Annotated in this window: 15 protein-coding genes; 7 read left to right on the top strand and 8 right to left on the bottom strand. The window is 66.5% G+C overall.

Features of this window, described 5'->3' with window-relative positions:
- The first annotated feature begins 103 nt into the window (after positions 1–103).
- Positions 104–781 (top strand): Crp/Fnr family transcriptional regulator, encoded by a 678-nt coding sequence (locus ABZ004_RS36470; protein WP_185442333.1) that lies wholly within the window; start codon positions 104–106, stop codon positions 779–781.
- Here ABZ004_RS36470 and ABZ004_RS36465 read toward each other — a convergent pair.
- Genes ABZ004_RS36465 through ABZ004_RS36450 form a run of 4 tightly spaced genes read right to left on the bottom strand, consistent with a single transcriptional unit; the run spans position 778 to position 3,040 of the window.
- Positions 778–1,554, bottom strand: a complete 777-nt coding sequence (locus ABZ004_RS36465; RefSeq protein ID WP_355686269.1) for an MBL fold metallo-hydrolase — start codon at positions 1,552–1,554, stop codon at positions 778–780. The two genes, ABZ004_RS36470 and ABZ004_RS36465, sit on opposite strands and share 4 nt — an antisense overlap.
- Entirely contained in the window at positions 1,551–2,378 is an 828-nt protein-coding gene (locus ABZ004_RS36460) for an NUDIX hydrolase (RefSeq protein WP_355686267.1), read from the bottom strand. Before ABZ004_RS36460 ends, ABZ004_RS36465 begins: the two co-directional genes overlap by 4 nt.
- A gap of 42 nt (positions 2,379–2,420) precedes the next feature.
- Positions 2,421–2,882, bottom strand: a complete 462-nt coding sequence (locus ABZ004_RS36455; protein WP_355686265.1) for a RidA family protein — start codon at positions 2,880–2,882, stop codon at positions 2,421–2,423.
- Positions 2,879–3,040 (bottom strand): DUF4177 domain-containing protein, encoded by a 162-nt coding sequence (locus ABZ004_RS36450; RefSeq protein ID WP_185442327.1) that lies wholly within the window; start codon positions 3,038–3,040, stop codon positions 2,879–2,881. The genes ABZ004_RS36455 and ABZ004_RS36450 overlap by 4 nt, the downstream gene beginning before the upstream one ends.
- A 75-nt stretch (positions 3,041–3,115) precedes the next feature.
- Here ABZ004_RS36450 and ABZ004_RS36445 point away from each other — a divergent pair, with 75 nt between their 5' ends.
- The 4 genes from ABZ004_RS36445 (at position 3,116) to ABZ004_RS36430 (ending at position 10,563) form a co-directional block, all read left to right on the top strand.
- Complete coding sequence (locus tag ABZ004_RS36445) at positions 3,116–4,066, top strand: ArsA-related P-loop ATPase (RefSeq protein ID WP_355686263.1); 951 nt, start codon at positions 3,116–3,118, stop codon at positions 4,064–4,066.
- Positions 4,067–4,181: 115 nt separating this feature from the next.
- On the top strand, positions 4,182–5,303 hold the full coding sequence (locus tag ABZ004_RS36440; RefSeq protein ID WP_355686261.1) for an ArsA family ATPase: 1,122 nt from the start codon (positions 4,182–4,184) through the stop codon (positions 5,301–5,303).
- 257 nt (positions 5,304–5,560) lie between these two features.
- Complete coding sequence (gene lon / locus ABZ004_RS36435) at positions 5,561–7,912, top strand: endopeptidase La (RefSeq protein WP_355686259.1); 2,352 nt, start codon at positions 5,561–5,563, stop codon at positions 7,910–7,912.
- Positions 7,913–8,172: 260 nt separating this feature from the next.
- Entirely contained in the window at positions 8,173–10,563 is a 2,391-nt protein-coding gene (locus ABZ004_RS36430) for a penicillin-binding protein (RefSeq protein ID WP_355686258.1), read from the top strand.
- Between the two features lie 499 nt (positions 10,564–11,062).
- Here ABZ004_RS36430 and ABZ004_RS36425 read toward each other — a convergent pair whose 3' ends face one another.
- The 4 genes from ABZ004_RS36425 to ABZ004_RS36410 form a co-directional block, all read right to left on the bottom strand.
- Positions 11,063–11,530, bottom strand: a complete 468-nt coding sequence (locus tag ABZ004_RS36425; protein ID WP_355686256.1) for a hypothetical protein — start codon at positions 11,528–11,530, stop codon at positions 11,063–11,065.
- Entirely contained in the window at positions 11,527–15,417 is a 3,891-nt protein-coding gene (locus tag ABZ004_RS36420) for a hypothetical protein (protein WP_355686255.1), read from the bottom strand. Before ABZ004_RS36420 ends, ABZ004_RS36425 begins: the two co-directional genes overlap by 4 nt.
- Before the next feature lie 84 nt (positions 15,418–15,501).
- The gene (locus ABZ004_RS36415; protein WP_355686253.1) at positions 15,502–15,960 is read right to left on the bottom strand and encodes a DUF2690 domain-containing protein; all 459 of its coding nucleotides are present in this window, start codon (positions 15,958–15,960) and stop codon (positions 15,502–15,504) included.
- Between the two features lie 38 nt (positions 15,961–15,998).
- A complete protein-coding gene (locus ABZ004_RS36410) occupies positions 15,999–16,454 on the bottom strand; it encodes a DUF2690 domain-containing protein (protein WP_355686251.1) in 456 nt (151 codons plus the stop codon).
- A gap of 582 nt (positions 16,455–17,036) precedes the next feature.
- Between ABZ004_RS36410 and ABZ004_RS36405 the strand changes: the two genes are divergently transcribed.
- Positions 17,037–23,546 (top strand): colicin E3/pyocin S6 family cytotoxin, encoded by a 6,510-nt coding sequence (locus ABZ004_RS36405; protein ID WP_355686250.1) that lies wholly within the window; start codon positions 17,037–17,039, stop codon positions 23,544–23,546.
- Positions 23,530–23,787 (top strand): hypothetical protein, encoded by a 258-nt coding sequence (locus ABZ004_RS36400; RefSeq protein ID WP_355686249.1) that lies wholly within the window; start codon positions 23,530–23,532, stop codon positions 23,785–23,787. Before ABZ004_RS36405 ends, ABZ004_RS36400 begins: the two co-directional genes overlap by 17 nt.
- Positions 23,788–23,841: the final 54 nt, after the last annotated feature.

Genomic DNA, 23,841 nt, shown 5'->3' with positions numbered 1-23,841 from the left:
CGAGGGGCTACGGTTTTGGGGCGACCGGGTGGAAATGACCTGGTGCCGGGCCGGCGTGAAGCTGGTCCGAACGTACGTGGTTTAGGTCCGAGGAGGCCCATTCGTGGACGCCGCAGTGCTCCGACAGGCACCGCTGTTCAGTCAGCTCGACGACGACGCGGCCGAGGCGCTGGCCTCGTCGATGACCGAGAGCCGGCTGCGCCGCGGCCAGGTGCTGTTCCACGAAGGCGACTCCGGCGACCGGCTCTATGTGATGACCGAGGGCAAGGTCAAGCTCGGCCGGACCTCCGCCGACGGCCGGGAGAACCTGATCGCGGTGCTCGGCCCCGGCCAGATGTTCGGCGAACTCTCCCTGTTCGACCCGGGCCCGCGGTCCGCGACCGTCACCGCCGTCACCGACGCCGCGATGATGTCGCTGACCCACGACGAGCTGCTCCGCTGGCTGGACGGCCGCCCCGCGGTGGCCCGTGGCCTTCTGCTCCAGCTCGCCTCCCGGCTCCGCAAGGTCTCCGACGTCGTCGCCGACCTGGTCTTCTCCGACGTACCGGGCCGCGTCGCCAAGGCTCTGCTCGACCTGGCCAGCCGCTTCGGCCGGACCGCGGACGACGGCGTGCACGTCCACCACGACCTCACCCAGGAGGAGCTCGCCCAGCTCGTCGGCGCCTCCCGCGAAACCGTCAACAAGGCCCTGGCCGACTTCGCCTCCCGCGGCTGGGTCCGCCTCGAGCCCCGCTCAGTAGTCCTCCTCGACGTCGACCGCCTCCAGCGCCGCGCCCGCTAACTGTTCAAGTAGTCCAGCTGGGCGCGGACCGAGCGTTCGGCGGCCGGCCAGAGGATCGGGTCCACGTCGGCGTAGACGTGGGCCACGATCGCCTCGGGCGTCTTGTGGCCGTCGGCAACGGCCTGGCGGACCTGGTCGAGCCGTTCGCGGCGGTGCTTGAGGTAGAACGACAGCACGGCACCGGCGTCATCGATCACCGGACCATGACCGGGCAGCAGCCGCTCGACCCCGGCGGCCGAACTCGCGAACGCACGAAGGCTTTCCAGCGACTCCAGATAGGGGCCCAAGGCACCATCCGGGTGCGCGACCACCGACGTACCGCGGCCGAGCACCGTGTCCCCGGTGAGCAGCGACCCGTCGTCCGGCAGCCAGAAGCAGACCGAGTCCATCGTGTGACCGGGCGTCGGCAGTACCTCGATGCGCAGCCCGTCGACGGTGATCACGTCACCCTCGGCCAGCCCGTGCGCATGGTCGGTCGGGATCCGGTACGCCGGATCGACCGAGCGCACCTGGCAATTGGCCTGCCCGGCGAACCACGCGGCGCCCTCGGAGTGGTCGAAGTGCCCGTGCGACAGCAGCACCATCTCCACCTGGCCGGCTACGTCCAGCACTGCGCGGAGGTGCTCCTCGAGCATCGGCCCCGGGTCGACCACGACCGACCGGGACGCGTCAGGTGCCCGAAGGATCCAGGTGTTGGTGCCGTCCAGCGTCATCGGCCCCGGGTTGGCGGCGAGCACGCGGGTCGCGTACGGCGTGACTACCTCGGCTGTCATGTCGTCTCCAGATAGACCGAGTCGCCCTCGACCCGGATCGTCGGCTGGATCACCGGGATCTCCCGGTGCGCGGACGACGCCAGCGCATCGGCAACCGCGTCGTACGGGCTGAGGTCCAGGCAACACAGGTACGTCGGCGGCAGCATCAACATCTCGCCGGCCTCGACAGCCCGTACGGCGTCCGCCGGCCTGAGCCAGGCGACCTGGTCGGACTCCGAGGTCACGTCGCGGGTCACCTGGCCGGCCGGAAGCGCGGCGACGAAGAAGGCGGTGTCGTACCGCCTCGGCTCGAACTCGGGCGTGATCCAGTGCGCCCAGGCGCCGAGGAGGTCGGCACGGAGTACCAGCCCTCGTCTGTGCAGGAAGTCGGCGAACCCGAGTTCGCGGGTCTCCAAGGCGACCCGATCCGCCTCCCAGTCGTCGCCGGTGGTGTCCTCGACGACCGATTCGGTGGACGGGCCGGCGAGCAGGACACCGGACTCCTCGAAGGTCTCCCGGACGGCGGCTGCCACGTACGCCGCGGCCGTGTCGGCCGAGCAACCGAGGCGCTCACCGAAGGACTCCGGCGAAGGCCCCGACCAGGAGTCGGCGATGCTCGCATCGGTCGGATCGACCCGGCCGCCCGGAAAGACGGTCATCCCGGCGGCGAACGCCATCGACTGCTGCCGCCGCAGCAGGTAGACCTCAGGGCCCTGGGCGGTGTCCCGCAACAGGATCACCGTCGAAGCCGCCCGCGGCCCGACCGGAGTACGGCCCTCTCGCGTGAACGAGAGAGCCTCGGCGGCCATCCGTCCGGAGAGCAGTTGCGACTTCAGATCCCGCACATGCACCTCCAGCTCGATCGGCCGACTCCTCCGTACTACGGGTCAGGCGACCTCGACGATGAGTTCGACCTCGACCGGGGCGTCCAGCGGGAGCACCGGTACGCCGACCGCGCTGCGGGCGTGCTGACCGGCCTCGCCGAAGACCTGGCCGAGCAGCTCCGAGGCGCCGTTGGCGACCTGCGGCTGACCGGTGAAATCCGGGGTCGAGGCGACGAAGGCGACCACCTTGACGATCCGGGTGATGTTCGCCAGGTCACCGATCTCGGACTTGATCGCGGCCAGCGCGTTCAGCGCGCACTGCTGGGCGCACTCGACCGCGACGGCGGCGTCCACGGAGTCGCCGTTCTTGCCGGTGGCGATCAGCGCGCCCTCGCGCAGCGGCAGCTGGCCGGAGGTGTAGACCAGGTTGCCGGTGCGCACCACGGGCACGTACGCGGCGACCGGTTTGGCGACCTCGGGCAGCTTCAGGCCGAGCTCGGCGAGCTTCTCCTCGGGGTGGCTCATGATTCGGTGATCTCCCGCTTGAAGTAGGCGACCAGGTTCTCCGGGTTCATGCCCGGGACGACCTGGACCAGCTCCCAGCCGTCCTGGCCGAAGTTGTCCAGGATCTCCTTGGTCGAGTGGACCAGCAGCGGCGCGGTGAAGTACTCGAACTTCTTCATGGGGTGGACTCTAACGGGCGCGGCTCAGCCGGTGCTGTGGGCTGTGTCTATTTCGGGGGTCCTACGCTGGACCCCATGGCGAGGCTGCATGTGGTGACCGGCAAGGGCGGCACCGGGAAGACGACCGTGGCCGCCGCCATGGCACTTGCCCTGGCCGAGGCGGGCAAGCGGATCCTGCTGGTGGAGGTCGAGGGCCGCCAGGGGCTGGCGCAGCTGTTCGACGTACCGCCGCTCCCGTACGTCGAACGCCGGATCGCCGTCGGACCCGCGGGCGGTGAGGTGTTCGCCCTCGCGGTGGACGCCGAGGCGGCGCTGCTGGAGTACCTCGACATGTACTACCACCTCGGCCGCGCCGGGAAGGCGCTCGACAAGGTGGGTGCGGTCGACTTCGTCACCACGATCGCGCCGGGACTCCGCGACGTACTGCTCACCGGCAAGGTCTACGAGGCGACCCGGCGGAAGGCGCACGGCCGGCTCGCGTACGACGCGGTGGTGCTCGACGCGCCGCCGACCGGGCGGATCGGCCGGTTCCTGAACGTGAACCATGAAGTCGCCGGGCTGGCCAAGATGGGGCCGATCCGCAACCAGGCGGACGCGATCATGGGCATGCTGCGTTCGGACGTAACCCAGGTGCACCTGGTCACGCTGCTCGAGGAGATGCCGGTCCAGGAGACGCTCGATGCCGTCGAGCAACTGGAGGCCCTCGACCTGCGGATCGGGTCGATCGTGGTGAACATGGTCCGCCGCAGTCCGCTCGACGACGAGACGCTTGCCCTTGCGGTGAAGGAGAAACTCCCGGTCGCGGAGCTGACCCGCGGACTGCGGGCGGCCGGCATCACCGCGGGTAAGGAGATGCTGGCGACCTTGGCGGCGGAGGCGCACGACCACGCCGTACGGGTCGGTCTGGAGCGCGAGAACCGCGACCGGATCGATGCCCTGGGCAAGAAGGTGACCGAGCTGGCCCTGGTGCCGGACGGCATCGACCACGGCGCTCTTTTCGACCTCGCCGAGGAGCTCCGCTCATGACTCTATTGTTTGCCTCGCCTCCGGCTCGGCGGGTCATGGGGCTGAGCTCCCGTCCTTCCCTCGTCCCTCCGGTCGCTTCGCTCCCTCCACTCCTCAGTCCAGGCCGGGAGGCCCCATGACCGAGCTGGATCTGGATTCGCTGATCGACGATCCGGAGACGCGGATCATCGTGACCTGCGGTTCGGGTGGGGTGGGCAAGACGACAACGGCTGCTGCGTTGGGGTTGCGGGCGGCCGAGCGCGGGCGGAAGGTCGTCGTCCTGACGATCGACCCGGCCCGGCGGTTGGCGCAGTCGCTCGGGTTGACCGAGTTGGACAACACCCCTCGTGCGGTTGCCGACGTGGACCCTGCGAACGGCGGCCGGCTGGACGCGATGATGCTCGACATGAAGCGCACGTTCGACGACGTCGTACTGGCGCACGCCACCCCGGAGAAGGCCCAGCAGATCCTCGCAAACCCTTTCTACGTAGCGCTTTCGTCGTCCTTCGCCGGGACGCAGGAGTACATGGCGATGGAGAAACTCGGCCAGTTGCACAAGCAGGCCGAGCGGACCGGCGACTGGGACCTGATCGTGGTGGACACGCCGCCGTCGCGGTCCGCGCTGGACTTCCTCGATGCACCCGAGCGGCTCGCCTCACTGCTGGAAGGGCGGTTCCTCCGGCTGCTGCTGGCGCCCGCGCGCGGGCCGTTGAGGTTGATGTCGGCGGGTGTGAATCTGGCGATGTCGGTGATGAACAAGGTGCTCGGCGCACAGGTGCTGACCGACGTACAGACATTCGCAGCGGCCTTCGACACGTTGTTCGGCGGATTCCGGGAGCGGGCCGAGAAGACGGTTGCCCTGCTGCGTGAGCCGCACACGGCGTTCCTGGTGGTCGCTGCGCCGCAGAACGACGCACTGCGGGAGGCGTCGTACTTCACCGAGCGACTGCGGGCCGAGAAGATGCCGCTGGCCGGCGTAGTACTGAATCGAGTGACGACGACCCACGTGCCGGATCTGTCGGCCGAGCGGTCGCTGGCCGCCGCCGAGAAGCTCGAGGAGTCCGGGAAGTCGGACCTGACGGCCGCCGTACTGCGGTTGCACGCTGACAAGATGCAGCAGGTCGTCAGCGACCGGAAGCGGGCCGACCGCTTCCACCGCGGCCACCGCTCGATCCCCACCGTCGACGTCCCCGCCCTCCCCGACGACGTCCACGACCTAACCGGCCTCCGCACAATCGCCAACCTCCTCACCCCCTGACCCCCTCCCCACCCCGGTCATCGGTCCCTTGATCCCCGGCGTGTCGGCACTCATCGGTCCGAAGTTGCACCAGGGCGTCGGCGGCAGGAGCTTTGGTCTCTCGGGACCGATGAACGGCGACACGCCGGGGATCAAGGGACCGATGACGGGGGGGGTGAGGTTCACCCTGAGCGAACGACGTGGCGGGCGGGGAATGACCTGGTGGAGGGGGTGGTTGAGCCTGGCAGACTCAATCTTCCGATAGAGGGTGTGACAGCGTGACTGAGACGTTGAATCTTCCTGTTCTGCCACTCGACGACGTCGTGGTCCTGCCTGGAATGGTCGTCCCCGTGCGGCTCGCCGACAGCGAGGCCCGGGCGGCGATCGATGCCGCGCAGGCTTCCGGGACCGACCAGGTCCTGCTGGTCCCCCGGCTGGACGGGAAATATGCCAAGGCCGGAACGCTCGGCGAGATCGAGCAGATCGGCCGGCTGCCGGGCGGCGCCCAGGCAGCCGTCATCCGCGGCGTGAGCCGGGTCCTGATCGGCGCGGGGACCACTGGTCCCGGAGCCGCTCTGTGGGTCGGCGCGACGGTGCTGGACGAGACGACAACCGACAATTCGGCCGAACTGGCCCGTGAATACAAGCAGTTGGTGACCACTGTTCTGCAGCGCCGTGGTGCGTGGCAGGTCATCGACTCCGTGAAGCAGGTGAACGACCCGGCGGAGCTGTCCGACCTGGCCGGTTACGCGTCGTACCTGACCAACGAGCAGAAGAGCTGGCTGCTGGAGACGCCGGACGTGTCCGAGCGGCTCACCAAGCTGATCGGCTGGGTGAAGGACCACCTCGCCGAGCTCGAGGTCTCCGAGACGATCCAGAAGGACGTCCAGGAGGGTATGGAGAAGCAGCAGCGGGAGTTCCTGCTGCGCCAGCAGATGGCCGCGATCCGCAAGGAGCTCGCGGAGCTGGATGGCAAGGCCGAGTCCGAAGAGGAGGACTACCGCGCCCGTGTCGAGGCTGCGGAGCTGCCCGAGCACGTGAAGAAGGCGGCACTCGCCGAGGTCGACAAGCTGGAGCGTACGGCGGAGCAGTCCCCCGAGGTGGGCTGGATCCGGACCTGGCTGGACACCGTCCTGGAGCTGCCGTGGAACGAGCGCAGTGAGGACAGCTACGACCTCCGTGAGGCCCGGGCGATCCTCGATGCCGACCACGCCGGCCTGGACGACGTGAAGGAGCGCATCACCGAGTACCTGGCCGTACGGCGCCGCAGGGCTGACCGTGGGCTGGGAGTAGTCGGTGGACGCCGCAGTGGCGCAGTACTGGCTCTGGTCGGTCCTCCTGGTGTGGGTAAGACCTCGCTGGGTGAGTCCGTGGCTCGTGCGATGGGCCGGAAGTTCGTCCGGGTCGCGCTGGGCGGCGTACGGGACGAGGCCGAGATCCGTGGTCACCGGCGGACGTACGTCGGTGCGCTGCCGGGCCGGATCGTCCGGGCGATCACCGAGGCCGGTTCGATGAACCCGGTGGTGCTGCTGGACGAGATCGACAAGGTGGGTGCGGACTACCGGGGTGACCCGACGGCCGCCCTGCTGGAGGTCCTCGACCCGGCCCAGAACCACACCTTCCGGGACCACTACCTGGAGGTCGAGCTGGACCTGTCCGACGTTGTCTTCCTGGCCACGGCGAACGTGCTCGACTCGATCCCCGCGCCGTTGCTTGACCGGATGGAACTGGTGCAGCTCGACGGCTACACCGAGGACGAGAAGGTCACCATCGCCCGCGACCACCTGCTGCCGCGGCAGTTGGACCGAGCCGGGCTGGGGGCCGACGAGGTCAGCATCGACGACTCGGCGCTCCGGCTGCTCGCAGGCGAGTACACCCGGGAGGCCGGCGTACGGCAGCTCGAACGGTCCATCGCCCGCGTACTGCGGAAGGTGACTGCGAATCTGGCGCTCGGTGAAGACCTGGGGACGCTGGCGATCAGTGCGGCAGACCTGAAGGGCTACCTGGGTACGCCGAAGTTCACGCCGGACTCGGCTGAACGTACTGCGCTGCCTGGTGTGGCAACGGGTCTAGCCGTCACCGGTGCCGGTGGTGACGTGCTCTTCATCGAGGCGTCGCTGGCGGACAAGGAGACCGGCCCGACCGGCGTCACGTTGACCGGACAGCTCGGCGACGTGATGAAGGAGTCGGCGCAGATCGCCCTGTCGTACCTGCGGTCGCACGGTGCGGAGCTCGGGTTGCCGGTCGGCGACCTGGCCGAACGGAACACGCACATCCACGTTCCGGCCGGTGCGGTCCCGAAGGACGGTCCGTCCGCCGGGGTCACGATGACGACGGCGCTCGCGTCGCTGCTGTCCGGACGGCCGGTCCGTTCGGAGGTCGCGATGACCGGTGAGGTGTCGCTGACCGGACGGGTGCTGCCGATCGGTGGCGTGAAGCAGAAGCTGCTCGCGGCGCACCGGGCCGGGCTCACGACGATCCTGATCCCGAAGCGGAACGAACCGGATCTGGAGGACGTGCCGGAGTCGGTGCTGAAGGAGCTGACGGTGCACCCCGTGAGCGACGTCCGCGAGGTGCTGGAGCTGGCCCTGGAGCCGGCCCAGGTGGACGCACGGCAGTTCGCGGCTTGATCGGTACTACGTACTCGGGCTGACCGGGTACGACGCGGCGCTCGGCTTGCCCGGGTGCTACCGGTAGACGGCCGGCGGAGTCTTGAAGACTTCGCCGGCCGTCGTCCTTTCGGATGAAATTCGGCCGGCCCCGGGCGTCGGCAGGCCGTAGTACGGGCTGTTTTGAGGTCCTCTGACGCTTGGAGCCACGCTCAGGTTGGCGTGAGGTAGATCACGTTGCCGAATTCGGCGTGGCTCTCGCATCACGTACCCTTTTGCGCATGCGCGCAAGGGAGAAGGGCGACCGTGGCGTCGTCCAATCAGTGGTTCTGTTCCTCGGCGTGAGTGTGCTGTCCGGCGCCCTCGCCGCCGGCCTGGCGATCCCGTTCGCGGGACTGGCCGGATTCGGCACCGAGAAGACGGCGGAGACCCTGCAGGACCTCCCGATCGAGCTGAAGACCGACCCACTTGCGGTGAAGTCCAAGATGGTCGCCGCCGACGGCTCCTTGATCGCGACCCTGTTCGAGCAGAACCGGGTGCCGGTGAAGCTGGCCCAGGTCGCCCCGATCATGCGCAAGGCGATCGTCTCCATCGAGGACGACCGGTTCTACGAGCACGGTGCCCTGGACGCAAAGGGGACCTTGCGCGCGCTGGTCCGCAACCAGAGCGAGGGCGGCGTCTCACAGGGCGGTTCGAGCATCACCCAGCAGTTCGTCAAACTGAGCCTGATCGAGAAGGCGCAGACTCCCGAGCAGGTGAAGGCCGCGACCGCTGAGACGTACCAGCGGAAGATCGCCGAACTGCGCTACGCGGTGGCCGTCGAGAAGCAGTTCTCCAAGGACGAGATCCTCGAGAAGTACTTGAACCTGGCGAACTTCGGCGACGGCGCCTACGGCATCGAGGCGGCAGCCCAGCACTACTTCTCCGTGCACGCCTCCCAGCTCAATCTCCAGCAGGCCGCGATGCTGGCCGGCCTGGTGAAGAACCCGACCGGCTACGACCCCACGAACTACGCCAAGCGCTCGAAGGATCGCCGCGACGTGGTGATCAACCGGATGAAGGAACTCAACGTCATCACCGCCAAGCAGGCGGCCGACGCGATCCGCACCCCGGTGATCGACCCGAAGAAGATCAGGAAGGACCCGAACGGCTGCGCCAACGGTCCGTACCCGTTCTACTGCCAATGGGTGATCTCCCAGCTGGTCGACAGCAAGTTGTTCGGCAAGACCACCAAAGAGTCCGAGCACTACATCAAGACCGCCGGCCTCACCATCAAGACCGGTCTCGACCCGAGGATCCAGGCCGCCGCGCAGAAGGCGATCGACCAGAACAGCAAACCGACCGACCAAGCCGTCTCTGCGACCACGGTGGTCGAACCCGGCACCGGCGTGGTCAAGGCGATGGCGCAGAGCCGCAGGTACGGCAGCGACAAGAAGACCGAAACGGCGTACAACTTCAACACCGAGAAGACGTACGCCGGTGGGTACGGCGGGTTCCAGAACGGTTCGACGATGAAGGCGTTCACCATCGCCGCCGCGATCCAGAAGGGCTTCCCGCTCACCTTCCGGATCAACTCACCGCCGACCATCGACCTCGGCGACGTGAAGTTCAGCACCTGCGACGGCACCGTCCGGTCGCCTGGCTACCATCCGAGCAACTCCACCAAGGTGTCAGGTGACCTGACCATGGTCGACGCCGCGCGCGCGTCGACCAACACCTACTTCGTCCAGCTGTCGCAGAAGGTCGGCCTCTGCCAGGTCGGCAAGGTGGCCGCTGCGCTGGGCATGCACGACGGTCAGACCGGTGCCGCCCTGGAGCAGGTTCCGTCCATGACGCTGGGTGTCGGCCTGATCGCGCCGCTGACCCTGGCCAACGCCTACGCGACCTTCGCCGCGCGCGGCATGTACTGCACTCCGGTCGGTGTCACCAGCGTGCTGAACGCCGCCGCCAAGCAGATGGGGAACTTCGGCCCGAAGTGCAGGCAGGCGATCAGCCAGCAGGTGGCCGACGGCACGAATTATGTGCTGCACCAGGTGATGCAGCCGGGCGGCACCGGTGGGCACCTCAACTTCGGCAGTAGCGATCTGGCCGGCAAGACCGGAACGATCAGCGACAACAAGGCCGTCTGGTTCTCCGGCTACTCCAACCGGTTCGCCGCCGCCGCCGTCGTGGCAGACGTGCATCCGAAGGCCAGGTCGCTGGTCGGCCAGACCCACGACGGCGACACGCTCAGCTTCTCCGAGGTCTCGGGCTCGGGGGTCGCCGGACCGATCTGGGAGGCGGCCATGCGCGGCATTCTCAAGGGGCTGCCCGCGACCCACTTCGTCGCGCCGGACGACAAGACCATCCGCGGCGACGTGAAGGACATCCCCTCCGTCACCGGGATGTCCCCGCAGGACGCCACCGACAAGCTCCAGCAGGCCGGCTTCGGCGTCGAGGTCGCCAGCGGCACCGTGAAGTCCGGCGAGCAGGCCGGAACAGTCGCCTGGACCAGCCCCCGCCAGAGCGACGGCGCTCCGGAGGGCGCAACCATCACCCTCTACATCTCCGACGGCTCCAAGGGCCAGCAGCCGCCCAACCCACCCGGCACCCCCACCACCCCCGGCGGCGGCCACGGCAAGCCCAAACCCCCCACCTGCCCGGTCTGGAACCCCAACTGCGGCGGCCGCTAGACAAGCCAAGGAGGGCCTCACCTCTCGAGGTAAGGCCTCCTTGCTGTTACCAGAACTGCCGGCGATCACCCATCGCCATGAACAGGCGAGCTTTAATGCTTAGTAATAACAGTCATCGCAACCGGTGTACCAACTGACCGTCTCGATCGGTGTCTTGCTATCGTGTAGTGCATATCCATAGGTGAAGATCTCGCGCCCCCGCGATGACATGGGAGTCCAGAGCTCTTCGGAATGTACCCGGACTCCAGATAGGCGCGAGGGAAATTAAAGGTTTGAGATGTCATGCGGGTCCACACCGCGTGACAGTTCGCCGAGTACCGGAGCTCAATTCGGTAGTCGCCATCACCGTGGTGATAGCTGACCTCTTTCGCCGTAATGCCCAACTGATTCGATTCCAGCACGAACCACACTTGCGCGAGTAGCAAAGCTAGAGAATCTCTTTGCAGTCGTCGTTATTGGCGGTCCACACGTGATTTGGTATTTCGTCGCCGCAGTTGGGTCAGGCGACGCTGATGGTTTCGTCGGCCGGTTCGGCGGTTCTGACGTCGGGGCAGTTCACGTCGGCCACCGTGGCGGTCGCGTCGGCGCCGGGTCTGGCGGACAGCCGGATGCAAGCGCGAGCGGCGTAGTCTTCGGCGTATCCGTGCTTGGTGCTCGTCGTCTTCGCCGTCACGATCGCGACAACCTCGACCATGCCCGACTGCTCCCGAGCCTCGGTGACGAGGGTGACCGGGAACTGGTCGTCACCGACGGCGGACCTGGCCCGATCCGCATACGAGTCCCCGGGAGTTCGCAGTACCTGCTCGAACCGTCCTTGGGCCGCGGTCACCTTCGCGCGAACCTCCGTACGGGATCGCTCCTGCACCGAAGGCCCGCCGGAACACGCCGCGAGCGCAACGAGGAGCACCGGTACGACGGCGGCGTAACGCCAGCGAACTCGCTGCGCACTACGCCGCCCGTCGGTCATAGGCCCATCCGCCGCAGAGTCTCGTTGAAGGATTGCGCATAGACTATTTGGCCGTTCTTGTCCGGATGGAACGACTGGATCGAGTAGCCGACCGCAGGATCCTTTCCGGGCCAGCTGATCGAGGTGAGCGGTTCGTCCCCGTCGGTCAGCGTCGTCACGATGCCACGGATCTTCGCCGGGTTGCCGCAGATCCCGTAGCCAACCTGATTCGGACCGTTCGGTTTGAACTCGTCCCGCGGGTCGGAGAAGTAGACGCCCGCGGCGGCACCGCCGACCCGGTCGACCGCTTCGCCGAGGTGCTGGGCGATCAGTGCCCCCATCGCGTTCAGCCAGGGAGTTTCCGCCGTACCGATGCCAGGAACGCAGCCACCGTCTCCCTCGAGCAGGCCCGGGTAGCCCATCAGCATGATCTTGGCCGCCGGTGCTCTCTTGCGAATCTCGGTCAGCACGGTCACCACCGAGTCCTCGACCGGCCCCGCGATCAGATTCGGCTCGATATCCTTCAGCGGTGAGCCGTCTCCTTCGAGCGTCGAGTTCTGGCACACGTCCGTCAGCAGCTTGATGCACTTCTCGATCACCGGACCGAAGCGCGCGTCGTTGCCGCCGATGGACAAGGTGACCAGGGTGGTGTTCTCGTCCAGGAAGCCGCGGTCCAGTTCGCTCACCTCGCGATATTGCCCTCTCCCATCCAGCCCGAACCCGTTCTGTGGGGGCGTCTGACCGGCGGGCACCGTGAGATTGGGCAGCAGGTTCTCGGTGTGTGCGTCGGAACAGGCCAGCAGATCGTGCTCGACGGCGGGATCCCACGCATCGGCGCGTTGCCCGATCGGGAGCGAACTGCCGGCCAGGACGCCGAGTCGCGACCAGGCGAACGGCGACCGGTGGCAGGCGTTGCGGTGCGGGTCCGCCTCGCCGGTACCGCTGTTCCAGCCGTGGTTGTTGGATTCCCGGTAGAAGTCGCGGCCATCGGTTTCGGACGCACCTTCGCCGGAGGAGTACGAGTCACCGAGCGAGACCGCGATCGTGCTCGGCTTGCCCGGTAGCGACTGGAAGGCGATCGCGTCCCAGGCGATGTCCTCGCTGCCGTCGCCGTCGAACGTCTTCGAGGACAGCGAGACCTTCGGCGTACCGGCGAACTTGAAGACGCCGAGAGACACCCATTTGTTGGCATAGGTGTGTTGCAGCAGCACTCTCGTCTTGGTGGTTCCGTCGCCGAGATTGACGACGTACCGGGCTTGCTGGGCATCGCCGAGGGTGTCCGGCATGTGCACCATGACCCTCGCCCAGCCATTCAGGCTGCGCCCCAGCTGCCAAGTCCCCGTCACCTCACGTTCGGGCTTGTTCGCCTGACTGTGGGTGAACCAGGCATGGCCCATGAAGCCCATACCGATCTGATGGAAGTCGATCTTCGACGTGTACTGAGCGGGGTTTCCCTGCGAAGCGAAATGCAGGCTGAAGGTTCCGGCCGAGCTGAATCCCGAGGAGCATCTCGAGGACGTCACTCCGTTCGGCATGTCGTCGATGACCTCGGCCGCTGGTGGCAGACCCGCCGTACTGCAGGCAGCAGGGTTCTGCTCCGGGTCGGGTGGCGTGTGCGACGAGTCCGGCTGCGGCTCGGGATAGGTGGTGTCGAACCGGTCGAGATAGTGACCGCAGGGATCGTCCGCCCCGTTCAGGCAGTCTTTCCAGGAGACCGGGAAGTGCCACCAGCACTTGATATCCGACCTGCTGCAGTTGGAGGTGTTGGGTGGCACCGGCGGTTTGCACTCGTTCTTCACCGCGTCGCAGAAGGCGGCCAGTGGCGGTTTCACCGCCGAGCGTTTGATCGTCCCGGCCATCCCGGCATCACTCCACCAACTCGCCCGGTACGACGCACCGAGCCGGGGGTTGACCAACGGATATGCGGCCCAGCCCATCACCTTCTCTTGGTAGGGCCAGTCCTGCGGATGGGCCGCGTCGGCGTAGTGGTTGAAGTCGAGGAAGGGCTTTCGCGCCGGATCCCACAGCCCGCTCATCGGGTTGTTCGTCCAGCCGAGGCCCCAGGCTCCGGTCGGATCCTGGCCCTGCGGGTAGAACCCGCTGTTGTAAGCCCAGACAGCCCCGAACCAGGACTCCAGCCGGGCGCTGTTGCCACCGTTGATGAGGACACCGGCGTCGTACAGCTGATTCCACTTCTCGGCCAGGATCTTCGCGGCCGCGGCGATGTTCACCGTGTAGTCGAGTGCGATGGCGCGCTGCTCGTTCAGACCACCCCACACGGTGCTGCCTTTCCGCATACCGTCGGTGATCTGACCGATGCCGTAGCCACAGTCCGCCTTGCTGAAGTCGATTTCCCAGCCGTTGCTGACCCGCCCGTAGAAATTTCCGATCAGGGGGTTTCCGGTCAGCGTCTCGATCGAGTGGCCGGACGCCTGCCAGAGGTTCGACTCCTGGGCGAGCACACCCAGCAGGATCTGCGGCGGGATCATCCCGCCACCGTGCAGTGCCGGGAGCTGGAACTTCGTCATCAACTGCGGGGTGTACGACGGCAGGCCGGACTGCTTCCAGTTGGCCGGCCGCGCAGTCTTCAGGTTGTTCTTGACCGCCTGATCGACAGCCCACTCCACCTGCCGTGGATTCGGCTGGTAGGCCTGGGTCCGGACATCGTTACGCGGAACCGCACAGGTAGCGGCGCTGTCGATGGGATTGTCGGCGTCACCCGCGGCGGCCGTCCGGAGTGCCGGCGACGAGTCTCCCGGCGACAGAGCGGCAACGGGTACGACGAACTGCACCGGTTTCGCCTGGTCGGTCACCGCGTCGATGGTCACCTGATCGCCGGCTTCCGTTGTCACCGAACGAACCGCAAGCCCACCGGTGTCCGCGACCTTCTCCGCCTCACCAGCCCAGGGCAGAGTCTTGATCCCGGCGCCCAGCGCCTTGGTCTGAGTCGTGCCGGTCAGCGCCACCTGGCCGTGCGGTAGCTGATGAGTTTTGACCGCGCTCCTCGGCCCCGAGCCCAGCACAGAGCCGGTCATCGAGCCACCGGCGCGGAAGGCGAGTACGCGCGCGGTCTCACCGATCGTCTCGGTAGCCACGATCCGCCCGTCGGTGGTCGGCCGGAGCCGGGAGAGGGCTCCCGTGGCCGATCCCCTCTTCCGTACCTGCCCGGTGGGCCCGACCTCGACCAGGCTGCTGCCCTGTGCGGCCCAGACCGAGCCCTGGTACGGCACGGCCGAGGTCAACTCGCCCGCGGCGACCCTCGGCGCGGCACCGGCGCCGGTCGCCGCATTTACGACGATCAGCCGGGTCCGCGGCGAGCTCTTGTGATCGAACTGGCTCAGTACGGCGGTTTCGCCGGTGCCACAACCCGGGTTGGCGTAGGCGAGGCTGGCGGTCGTAGCCAGCTTGCGCACCTTCCCGTTCGACAGATCCACGACCGCCGAGAAGCCCGCCTTGTCGAAGGCCACCTGATCATTGGTGAAGCTCCGCGGGGCGTAAACGACGACCAGATACCGCCCGGAGCCGGTCAGGCACCCGTTGCCGATCCACTGATCGGTGTCGAAGCCGATCTCCCCGAGCGTCGCCCGCACCTGCCAGCGGTAGCCCTTGGACTCATCGGCGGCGAGCACCTGGAGCCCAGCGCTCGACCCGATCAACGTCCAGGCGCGGCCCGTCGACTTCTGCCAGCCGGGCCCGAGCAACCGGTCCCGCTCCGCGACTTTGACGTCAACCTGCACCGCCTTCGGCCCCGCCGGCGGTGCCACAGACGGCTCCGAGGGCCCACTCCCGGCGCCGGGCGACGGGACACCGGCGGCAGCCCGCGCGGACACGCCGGTGAGCGGCGAAACAACGACCGCCGCGGCGACGAGAACAGTCGCGACCCGGCTTCTCAATCTTTGAACACGCATAGGAACCTTCTCCGAATTGGACGGAACGGAGTTCACAGGCATTCGACCTGCAACGAACACAGGAATGACGAAGGCGTATCGGGCCTACAGGTTCGTGATCTTGCAGCCATCATCATTTGCGGTAAAGACACAGAACCGCTCCCACGGATAGTCCTGACCGATCATCTTGGTCCAACTGGGCCCGCTGCCATCCGAATTGCTGGTGTAGACGACCTTCGTGATGGCTTTGTGGTCGGCGTCGTAAATTCCACCTGCTATATAGGCGTACTGGCCGATCCCGCCATTTTCCGAGTCCCAGCGAAGCCGGGTCCAGAACGCGTGACAACTCGGCGACCACCGCAGTTCCGCGAGGATCAGGCTCGCCTGGAGATCCAGCTTCGTCACAGCGTCCTTCGAACACCCTGAAGCCTCCGGGTCCAGCCCGTTGCACCGTGTATAGGTGCAGGTGGCCGCGCTGGCCGGAACCGCGTTGATGCCTACCAGCGAAGCACCGGCCACGGCGGCCGCCGCAACGACTCGTACCGCATTTTCCAAGCTCGACATCGAAGTCCTCTCACAATCCGTGTGTCAGGTCAGTGAATTCAGAGATTGGTAATCTTGCAGCCGTCGTCAGTGGCCGTGAAAACGCAGAACCGCTCCCACGGATAAGCCTGGGAGATCATCTTGGTCCAGGGATGGCCCTCCGGGTCGGATGTGTAGACGATCTTCGTCACCGGCTTGTTGTTTGCGTCGTAAACGCCGCCGGCGATGTAGGCATACTGACCGATTCCACCGTTGGCCGGATCCCACCTGAGCCGGGTCCAGAACGCATGACAACTCGGCGACCAGCGCAATTCTGCAAGAATCAAACTTGCCTGGAGATCCAGCTTGGTAACCGCGTCTTTCGAGCATCCGGTCGTTTCGGGATCCAGTCCGTTGCAGGCTGCGTAGGTACACGGGGCAGCGGCCTGCGCGGGCGCAGACGCGAAACCGACGAGACCGCCCGCCGCTACCGCAGACGCGACGGCGACCCGCAACACAGTGTTCAACTTGTGCATCAATCCCTCACATTCTTGTCAGTGGATCATCTGTAGACCCACGGGCTGTACGAATCGCGGTCGTAGTAGCCCTGCTCGATCGGCAACGAGATGCACCAGAAGTTCGCCATGGAATACGACTGAACCCGGGCCAGCGAATAGATCATTACAATGTCGTGATCCGAATTTGAGATCGCTCGCTGATCCGCTGTACAACCATGGCAATCAGGGCACTTGTTATAGCAACCGGTGCAGAAGGATTTCCGGCACACTAACCTCCGGATAGCAACAGAGGGCTCCGAGTCAGGCATGCGACAGCGAATGAAATGGGTTGTGTGCGAAGACCGGAGCGGGACGGAATCGATACTCGGTCTGACGCTAGCCCCGGACCGCTGAACCGGGAAGCCGGACGGGCGGAGATTGCATGTTGTTGCAACGCGGGCCGCTCCCGGGCGTTGCAACAACATGCAATTCTCGGAAGGTGCGTTGCTCCGCTGGGCCGACGGAAATAGGTTGCCCTGCGGGTCCAGGCCCATCGGCAGCGTCGCCGGGCCAACGCCTCTTACTAAGTGAGGTCACGTGTCTTCTGCACGAATGCCGGCCATGATTCTTCTTCTCGCGACCTCCTTGGTCAGCGGAAACGGGATCCGTGCTGACGCGATCCCAGCCCAAATGGTCACCGCCCCCGCGACAGCAAGCCGGGCAACAGCCTCGCAACCAGCCCCTGATGTCGTGCTGAACGGCTGGGGCGATCAGTCGGGCTATCACCTGAGTGCCGCGACAGGCCCTAGTGGCTACAAGTGGCGAGACCTGGCGGTGCTGAGACCAGGCGGTCTGGATGCCGAGTCGTGGACCGGCTATCAGTGCGTGTCGGGCGACGGCAGGTACGCCGCTGTGGCAGTTCTGCCCACCTCAGCCGTCAACCGGGCCGCCGCTCGCGATCATGGCGGCTTCGCCTACTCGGTAGATCTCGCCACCGGTGCCGTGAAACCCGTCGCGAGCGGCGTGGCCGTGAAGTACCACTCCCCAGGCTGCGGTACGACGGACCTGGCCGAGTTCGTCGTCAATCCAGGCGAGAACCAGCGCAAGACCCAGATCCTCTCGGTCGACCTGGCCTCCGGATCAATCCGCCACACCACCGAGGTCGACGGTCAGATCACCTCGGTCGTTCCCACCATCGACGGGCCGGTCGGCGTTCAGGGCGACATGCTGGTGCGGATCCCTGAAGACGGAGCCGGTAAGTCGTCTCCGGTGGGACTCGCTCAGCTGACCGGTGTGGCCTACGACCTCCGCCCGTCATCGGGCGGAGTCGATTTCGTCGTCCGGCCGGACGACGAAGCGGTCGCCTCGGTGATGAGGTTCCGGGGCGGGAAACTCAGCAAGCTGGGGCAAGGCCCGGCCCGAGCTGTCCGACTGCTGCAGGGAAGATCCGGCCGGTCGGTCGTCGCGGGCACCACCGCTCTTTCGGCCTCGACCGGGCTACTGCGCGCCGGCATGGCCAGGTTGCCACTGGGTGTCTCGTCCGCATCCCTGGATGGCCGCATCCTCACCGGGTCCGGTCCCAGCACAGAGTCTGCGGCACCACTGATGGCGGAGACCTCCACCGGCATGCTGGTCACCCAGCAAGCGCCCGCAGCCTCCGCCAAGGTCACTACCGAGCTGCCGGCATCCGTGACCGTGGCTGGGCAGATGGCGGCAGCTTCCGGGGAGAAGGTCGCAGCAGCCGGTACGCCGAAGTGTGCGGTAGAACGCCTGGCGGAGAACCGGCAGGTCCTGCAGCCCGGCACCGCCCAGGTGGCCTGGGGAATCCAGATGGCCGAGCAAGGCCTGCTGACCGGCACCAGCTACACCCGTCCTCCGGGCTACGCGAATCTCGGCCTGGCGTCCTACGCGCCGAACACCGACTTCGCGCGGGTTCCGCTCAAGCATCCGGCATCAGACAGCTTCGATTCCGTGCCGCGGTCGGTGTACCAGGCGATCGTGGCTCAGGAAAGCAACTTCAGCCAGGCCTCTTGGCACGCGCTGCCCGGCATCGCGGGCGGCCCGCTGATCGGCGACTACTACGGCGCCGGCGGGTCGATCTCGCACATGGACTACACCAAGGCCGACTGCGGCTACGGCCTCGGTCAGGTCACCACAGGAATGTCCAAGGGCGACACTGTCTACTCGGTCAACGGGCAGACAAAGATCGGCGTGGACTACCAGGAGAACGTCTCCGCCGGCCTGCAGATCCTGGAGCGCACCTGGAACCAGCTGTACGACGCGGGCATCACGCTCAACGGAGGCAACCCACGCTACCTGGAGAACTGGTATCTGGCTGCCTGGGCCTACAACTCCGGCATCCAGCCCACTGCCGCCTTCGGCAACACGACCGGATGCATCCCCAGTCCGACCTGCACAGGCCCGGACGGGACGTGGGGTCTCGGATGGTCGAACAACCCTCGCAACCCGGACTATCCACCGAACCGCCCGCCGTACCTCCGCGACACCTACGCGGATGCAGCTCATCCGGGTGACTGGCCTTACCAGGAACGGGTGATGGGCTGGATGGGGCAGCCCATCAAGCGATTCGGGGAGGCCGCCTATGCGAAGCCTGACTATCACGGTGGCAAGAGCTGGCTACAGATACCGCCGGTGGGCACCTTCTGCACCACCGACAACAAGTGCGATGCGACGGGTCAGCAGAACCCGAAGTACTGCACTCTCGCCAGCTTCCAATGCTGGTGGCACCAGCCGGTGACCACCGTGACGGACTGTACGACGACCTGCGCCACGAGTGCCTATACAGCTACTGCCGGGTCGACCGAACCGGCAATGGTCTATCCACACCCTCATCCACCGACTTGCTCGCTCGACACCGGCAAGGTCCCGAACACCGGCCATGGAGCGCCGATCATCGTCGACGAGTCGCAGAGCCAGCCGCCACTCAACCGGGTCGGTTGCGGCGCCTCGAACTGGACCCAAGGTGGCACTTTCACCTACTCGTACGGCACCAACGCTTCCGGTGATCAGATCGGCGCGATCGACACCCACCAGGCCGGCGTCGGATTCGGTGGTCACGTCCTGTTCACCCATACCGAGACCGGCGAGAACCCGGATCTGATCAACACCGGTACGTGGACACCGAACCTGCCGAAACTCCAGTACTACAAGGTGAAACTCCACTTTCCGTCCACCGCTGCCACGGCGACCAACGTCGTCTATTCGATCTATCCCGGTGGTGGTGTGCGGCCATGGAAGTTCCGGGTGAACCAGAACTGGGGGTCGGAGGAGTGGGTCACCATCGGCACCTTCGCGATGGAGAACGGCGGCAATGTCCAGCTCACCAACAAGAGCGACGTCACGGGGTCGGGCAACATGCACCTGGCCGACTTCGACGTCGCGTACGACGCGGTCGCCTTCATCCCGATGGGCGGTACGCCGGGTCAGCCGATCGGCGGCCCACCCGGCGTCAAGGACGCACCGAAGGGGAGCAACCCGGCCTGGGTGCAGTGCGGCTGCGTCCGCCGTACCGCGGGAGACCCGGTCGACACCAGCACCGGGTTCTTCGGCGAGTCCTTCACCGATCTGTCGACACCGGGTCGAGGCATGCCGCTCGACTTCACCCGGACCTACGCCTCGGCGACCGCGAGCCCGTCCGGACCGAACGCATCTCTCGCCATCAATGGTCCGTTCGGTTGGGGCTGGACGCACTCGTACAACCTGAGCTCCAGCACCGACGGAACCAGCGGTGATGTGACTGTCAAGCAGGAGGACGGTTCACAGGTCGTCTTCACCAATGCCAACGGTACCTATACGCCTTCTTCGCCGCGCTACAACGCGACCCTGGCCAGATCGGGCTCCGTCTACACGTTCGTTCGACGGTCGAAGGAGGTCTTCCGCTTCGATGTGGCCACCGGGCACCTGACGTCCGAGACCGACCTGGCCGGCCTGAAGGCAACCACGCAGTACGCGACGACCTTGGCCTACAACTCCTCCGGTCAGCTGAGCACGATCACCGACCCTGGCGGTCGCCGATACACGCTGACCTGGACGGGTAGCCACATCACCGGCCTCTCGGACACTGCCGGACGTACAGTCACCTACGGCTATGACGCGGCAGGCAATCTGACCGATGTGTACGGCGTCGGCACAACCCGTACGCCGACTCTGCAGAACGATGATCACGCCCAGTTCGGCTACAACGCGGCGCATCTGATGACCACGATGCGGCAGCCGGCGCAGTACGGCAGTGCAGCGAGTCCGACGCCGGTCACCTCGATGGTCTACGACGCGGCAGAGCGGGTCACGCAACAGACCGACCCGGCGGGTGGCGTCACCGTCTTCGACTACGGACCGACAGCCGGTCAGGTGCGGGTCACCGATCCGGCCGGGCATGCAGTGCTCTACACGTACTCCGACGGGATGCTGCAGTCGGAGACCCGGGGCGCCGGCACGGCGGATGCGGGCACCTGGACCTACACCTATGACCCGATCAGCCTCGGCGTCACATCGATCAGCGACCCGATCGGGAACCTCCAGACCTTCACGTACGACGACCACGGCAACCAGACACTGGCCAGCGACGCCCGGGGCTTCACCACCAGTTCGGAGTACGACGACAAGGACAACCTGGTCAGGACAGTCGATCCGGCCGGCCTGGAAACCCTCTATGCCTATGACGAGGCCGGGCACATCCCGGCCGGCACCGCGGGCATCGGCGTCCTGACCGGCGTCACGCAGCAAGAGATCGGCGACGAGACCTCAGCACGACAGGTCAGCCTGTACTACGAGGACGCGGCCCATCCGGGCGACGCCACTCGTGCCGTGGACGCGCGCGGGAACCCGGTCAGCACCAGCTACGACGCCGCCGGGAACATCATCAGCTCGACTGACGCGCTGAACAACAAGTCGAGGTACGGCTACGACCTCGCCCGGGGTCTGTTGACCTCGACTGTCTCGCCGATCGGGGTCGCCGCGGGCGTTGTGCCGGGGTGCACCCCACCGACGAAGGGTTGCACCAGCTACGGCTACGACGGCTGGGGCAACCGGATCAGGGCCACCGACCCGTTGGGGCACGTCGTCTCGGCAAAATTCGATGCCAACGGCAACCAGATCTCAGGCACCGACGGGAACAACCGGACGACCACTACCGCCTACGACGCCTTGGACAGGGCCGTCTCGGTGACCCGGCCGGACAACAGCTCGAACCGCACCGAGTACAACGGCGACTCGACCGTCGCCAGGACGATCGACGGCAAGAACGCGGCCACGGTCTACAGCTACGACGCCCAGGGCCGGCAGGTCAGCCGGACCGACGCGAACAACCGGCGGACGTCCTCCAGCTACGACTCCGCAGGCAATCTGAAGACCATCACCGATCCGGCCGGCCGGGTGACGACCTACGCCTACGATCCGTCCGGACGGCCGACCTCGATCGACTATTCGGACAGCGCCACGCCCGACGTCAGCACCATCACCTACGACCCGGCAGGCCGGGTCACCACGATGACCGACGGAACCGGGACGACCACCAGCACCTACACGACATTCGGTCAGCCGGCGTCCCGGACCACGGGCGCGGGCGCTGTCACCACCTTCGGGTACGACGAGAACAACAACCAGGTCTCGATCGGCTATCCGGGCGCGACCGGACGAACGGTGACCAACACCTTCGACAAGGCCGACCGGCTCAGCGCGGTCAAGGACTGGAATGCCAGATCGACGACGTTCGGCTACGACGCCGACGGCCACTGGCAATCGACGACTTCTCCGAACGGGACCGTCGCAACCACTGTCCTGGACGATGCAGGAACTCCGATCTCGGACACCCTCAAGAAGGGGACGACCACTCTGGCCTCGCTCGGCTACGCGCGGGACGCAGCCAATCAGGTCGTCGGCGAGACCCCCACAGGTCTGCCCGGTAGTCAGCAGACCTTCGGTTACACGCCGACCGAGCAGCTCAAGTCGTCGACCTCGAGCACCGGCACGGTCAGCTTCGGCTACGACGCAGCCGACAACCCGATCCAGCTCGGCGCGGCCAACCAGGTCTTCGACGCCGCCCAGCAGTTGTGCTGGTCGGTCACCGGTACGGCGCCGGCCAACCCGACCTGCGGGAGTCCGGTCGCGGGCGCCACTGTCTACGCCTACGACAACCAGGGCAACCGCACCAAGAAGACCGCCGGCGCCACGGTTACGAACTATGCCTACGACCAGGCGAACCACCTGGTCGGCATCAGTGGCTCGACATCCGCGACCTATCGCTACGACGGCAACGGACTAAGGGCGTCCAAAACCGTCGGCGGCACAACCACCCAGTTCACCTGGGACGGCAGTGAGATTGCGAGCCTGCTTTCCGACGGCACCACCAGCTACCTCTACGGCCCGGGCCGCACACCGATCGAACAGATCTCGCCGACCGCGAGCCAGTGGTACTTCCACGACCAGCTGGGCTCGACGCGAGGTCTGACCGACGCGGCCGGTGCCCTGACCGGCAGCTACAGCTACGGCCCGTACGGCGTGGTCGTGGGCCACGGAGGCAGCGCATCCACTCCGCTCCAGTTCGCAGGCCAGTACGCCGATCCGGAGTCGGGTCTGCTCTACCTGCGAGCGCGGTACTACGACCCGTCCACCGCCCAGTTCCTGTCGGTCGACCCGGACGTCCGCAACACCCAGAGCGCCTACGGCTATGCCCAGAACAACCCGCTCAACGCGGTCGATCCGCTCGGGAGGTTCGCCTTCCTGCTGGCGCCACTCGCGGCCCTTGTCGCGGCCGTCGTGGTCGCCGTGGTGGTGGTTGTAGCGGTCGTGGTCGTGGCTTGGGCGGTCTCCTCAGCCATCGATTACGGGCTCAGCAACTGGTCCAACAACAGTGGTCAGAACTACTATCCGCCGCCGAAGACGCTGCCTGCGTTCCCGGATGCCAAACCTGCGAAGCCTAAGACCTCTGTGCAGGGCGGCGGTAAGCTCAGAAAGCGCTGGAAGGACAAGAAGGGCTGTATCTACGAATGGGACAGCCAGCACGGCGCTGTCGAGAAGTACAGCAAGAGCGGCAAGGAACATCTCGGCGAATACGATCCCGACACCGGCGAACAGACGAAACCCCCGGAGCCCGGCCGTGAAGTCGAAAAGTAGCGATTGGACGATCGAAGTCTTCTCCGACGAAACGGAGTGGTTGATCGACGAAGTGACGGTCCCGGGCCTGCTCGGCCGGGAGGTCCGCGAGATCCTGGCTCTCCCCGAGGAGGAGGACATTCGCGGCACCTACCGTCTGGATGGTGAAGCGCTCGCCCGAATTGCCGCCAGGGCGGGCTACCGACCGGTGACCGGTGCGTCGTTCTTCCTGTCCTACGAAGGTGACGGAACGCTACGCTGAGCACAGGAAGGCGGGCCGCACGTTCTGTGCGGCCCGCCTTCACATTGCTACGAT

Origin of the sequence: Kribbella sp. NPDC006257 (assembly GCF_040613535.1) — a bacterium.
In the GTDB taxonomy this organism is placed as follows: domain Bacteria; phylum Actinomycetota; class Actinomycetes; order Propionibacteriales; family Kribbellaceae; genus Kribbella.
The sequence above is the reverse complement of the archived record's forward strand: the minus strand, read 5'-3'. Positions and strand labels throughout refer to the sequence as shown.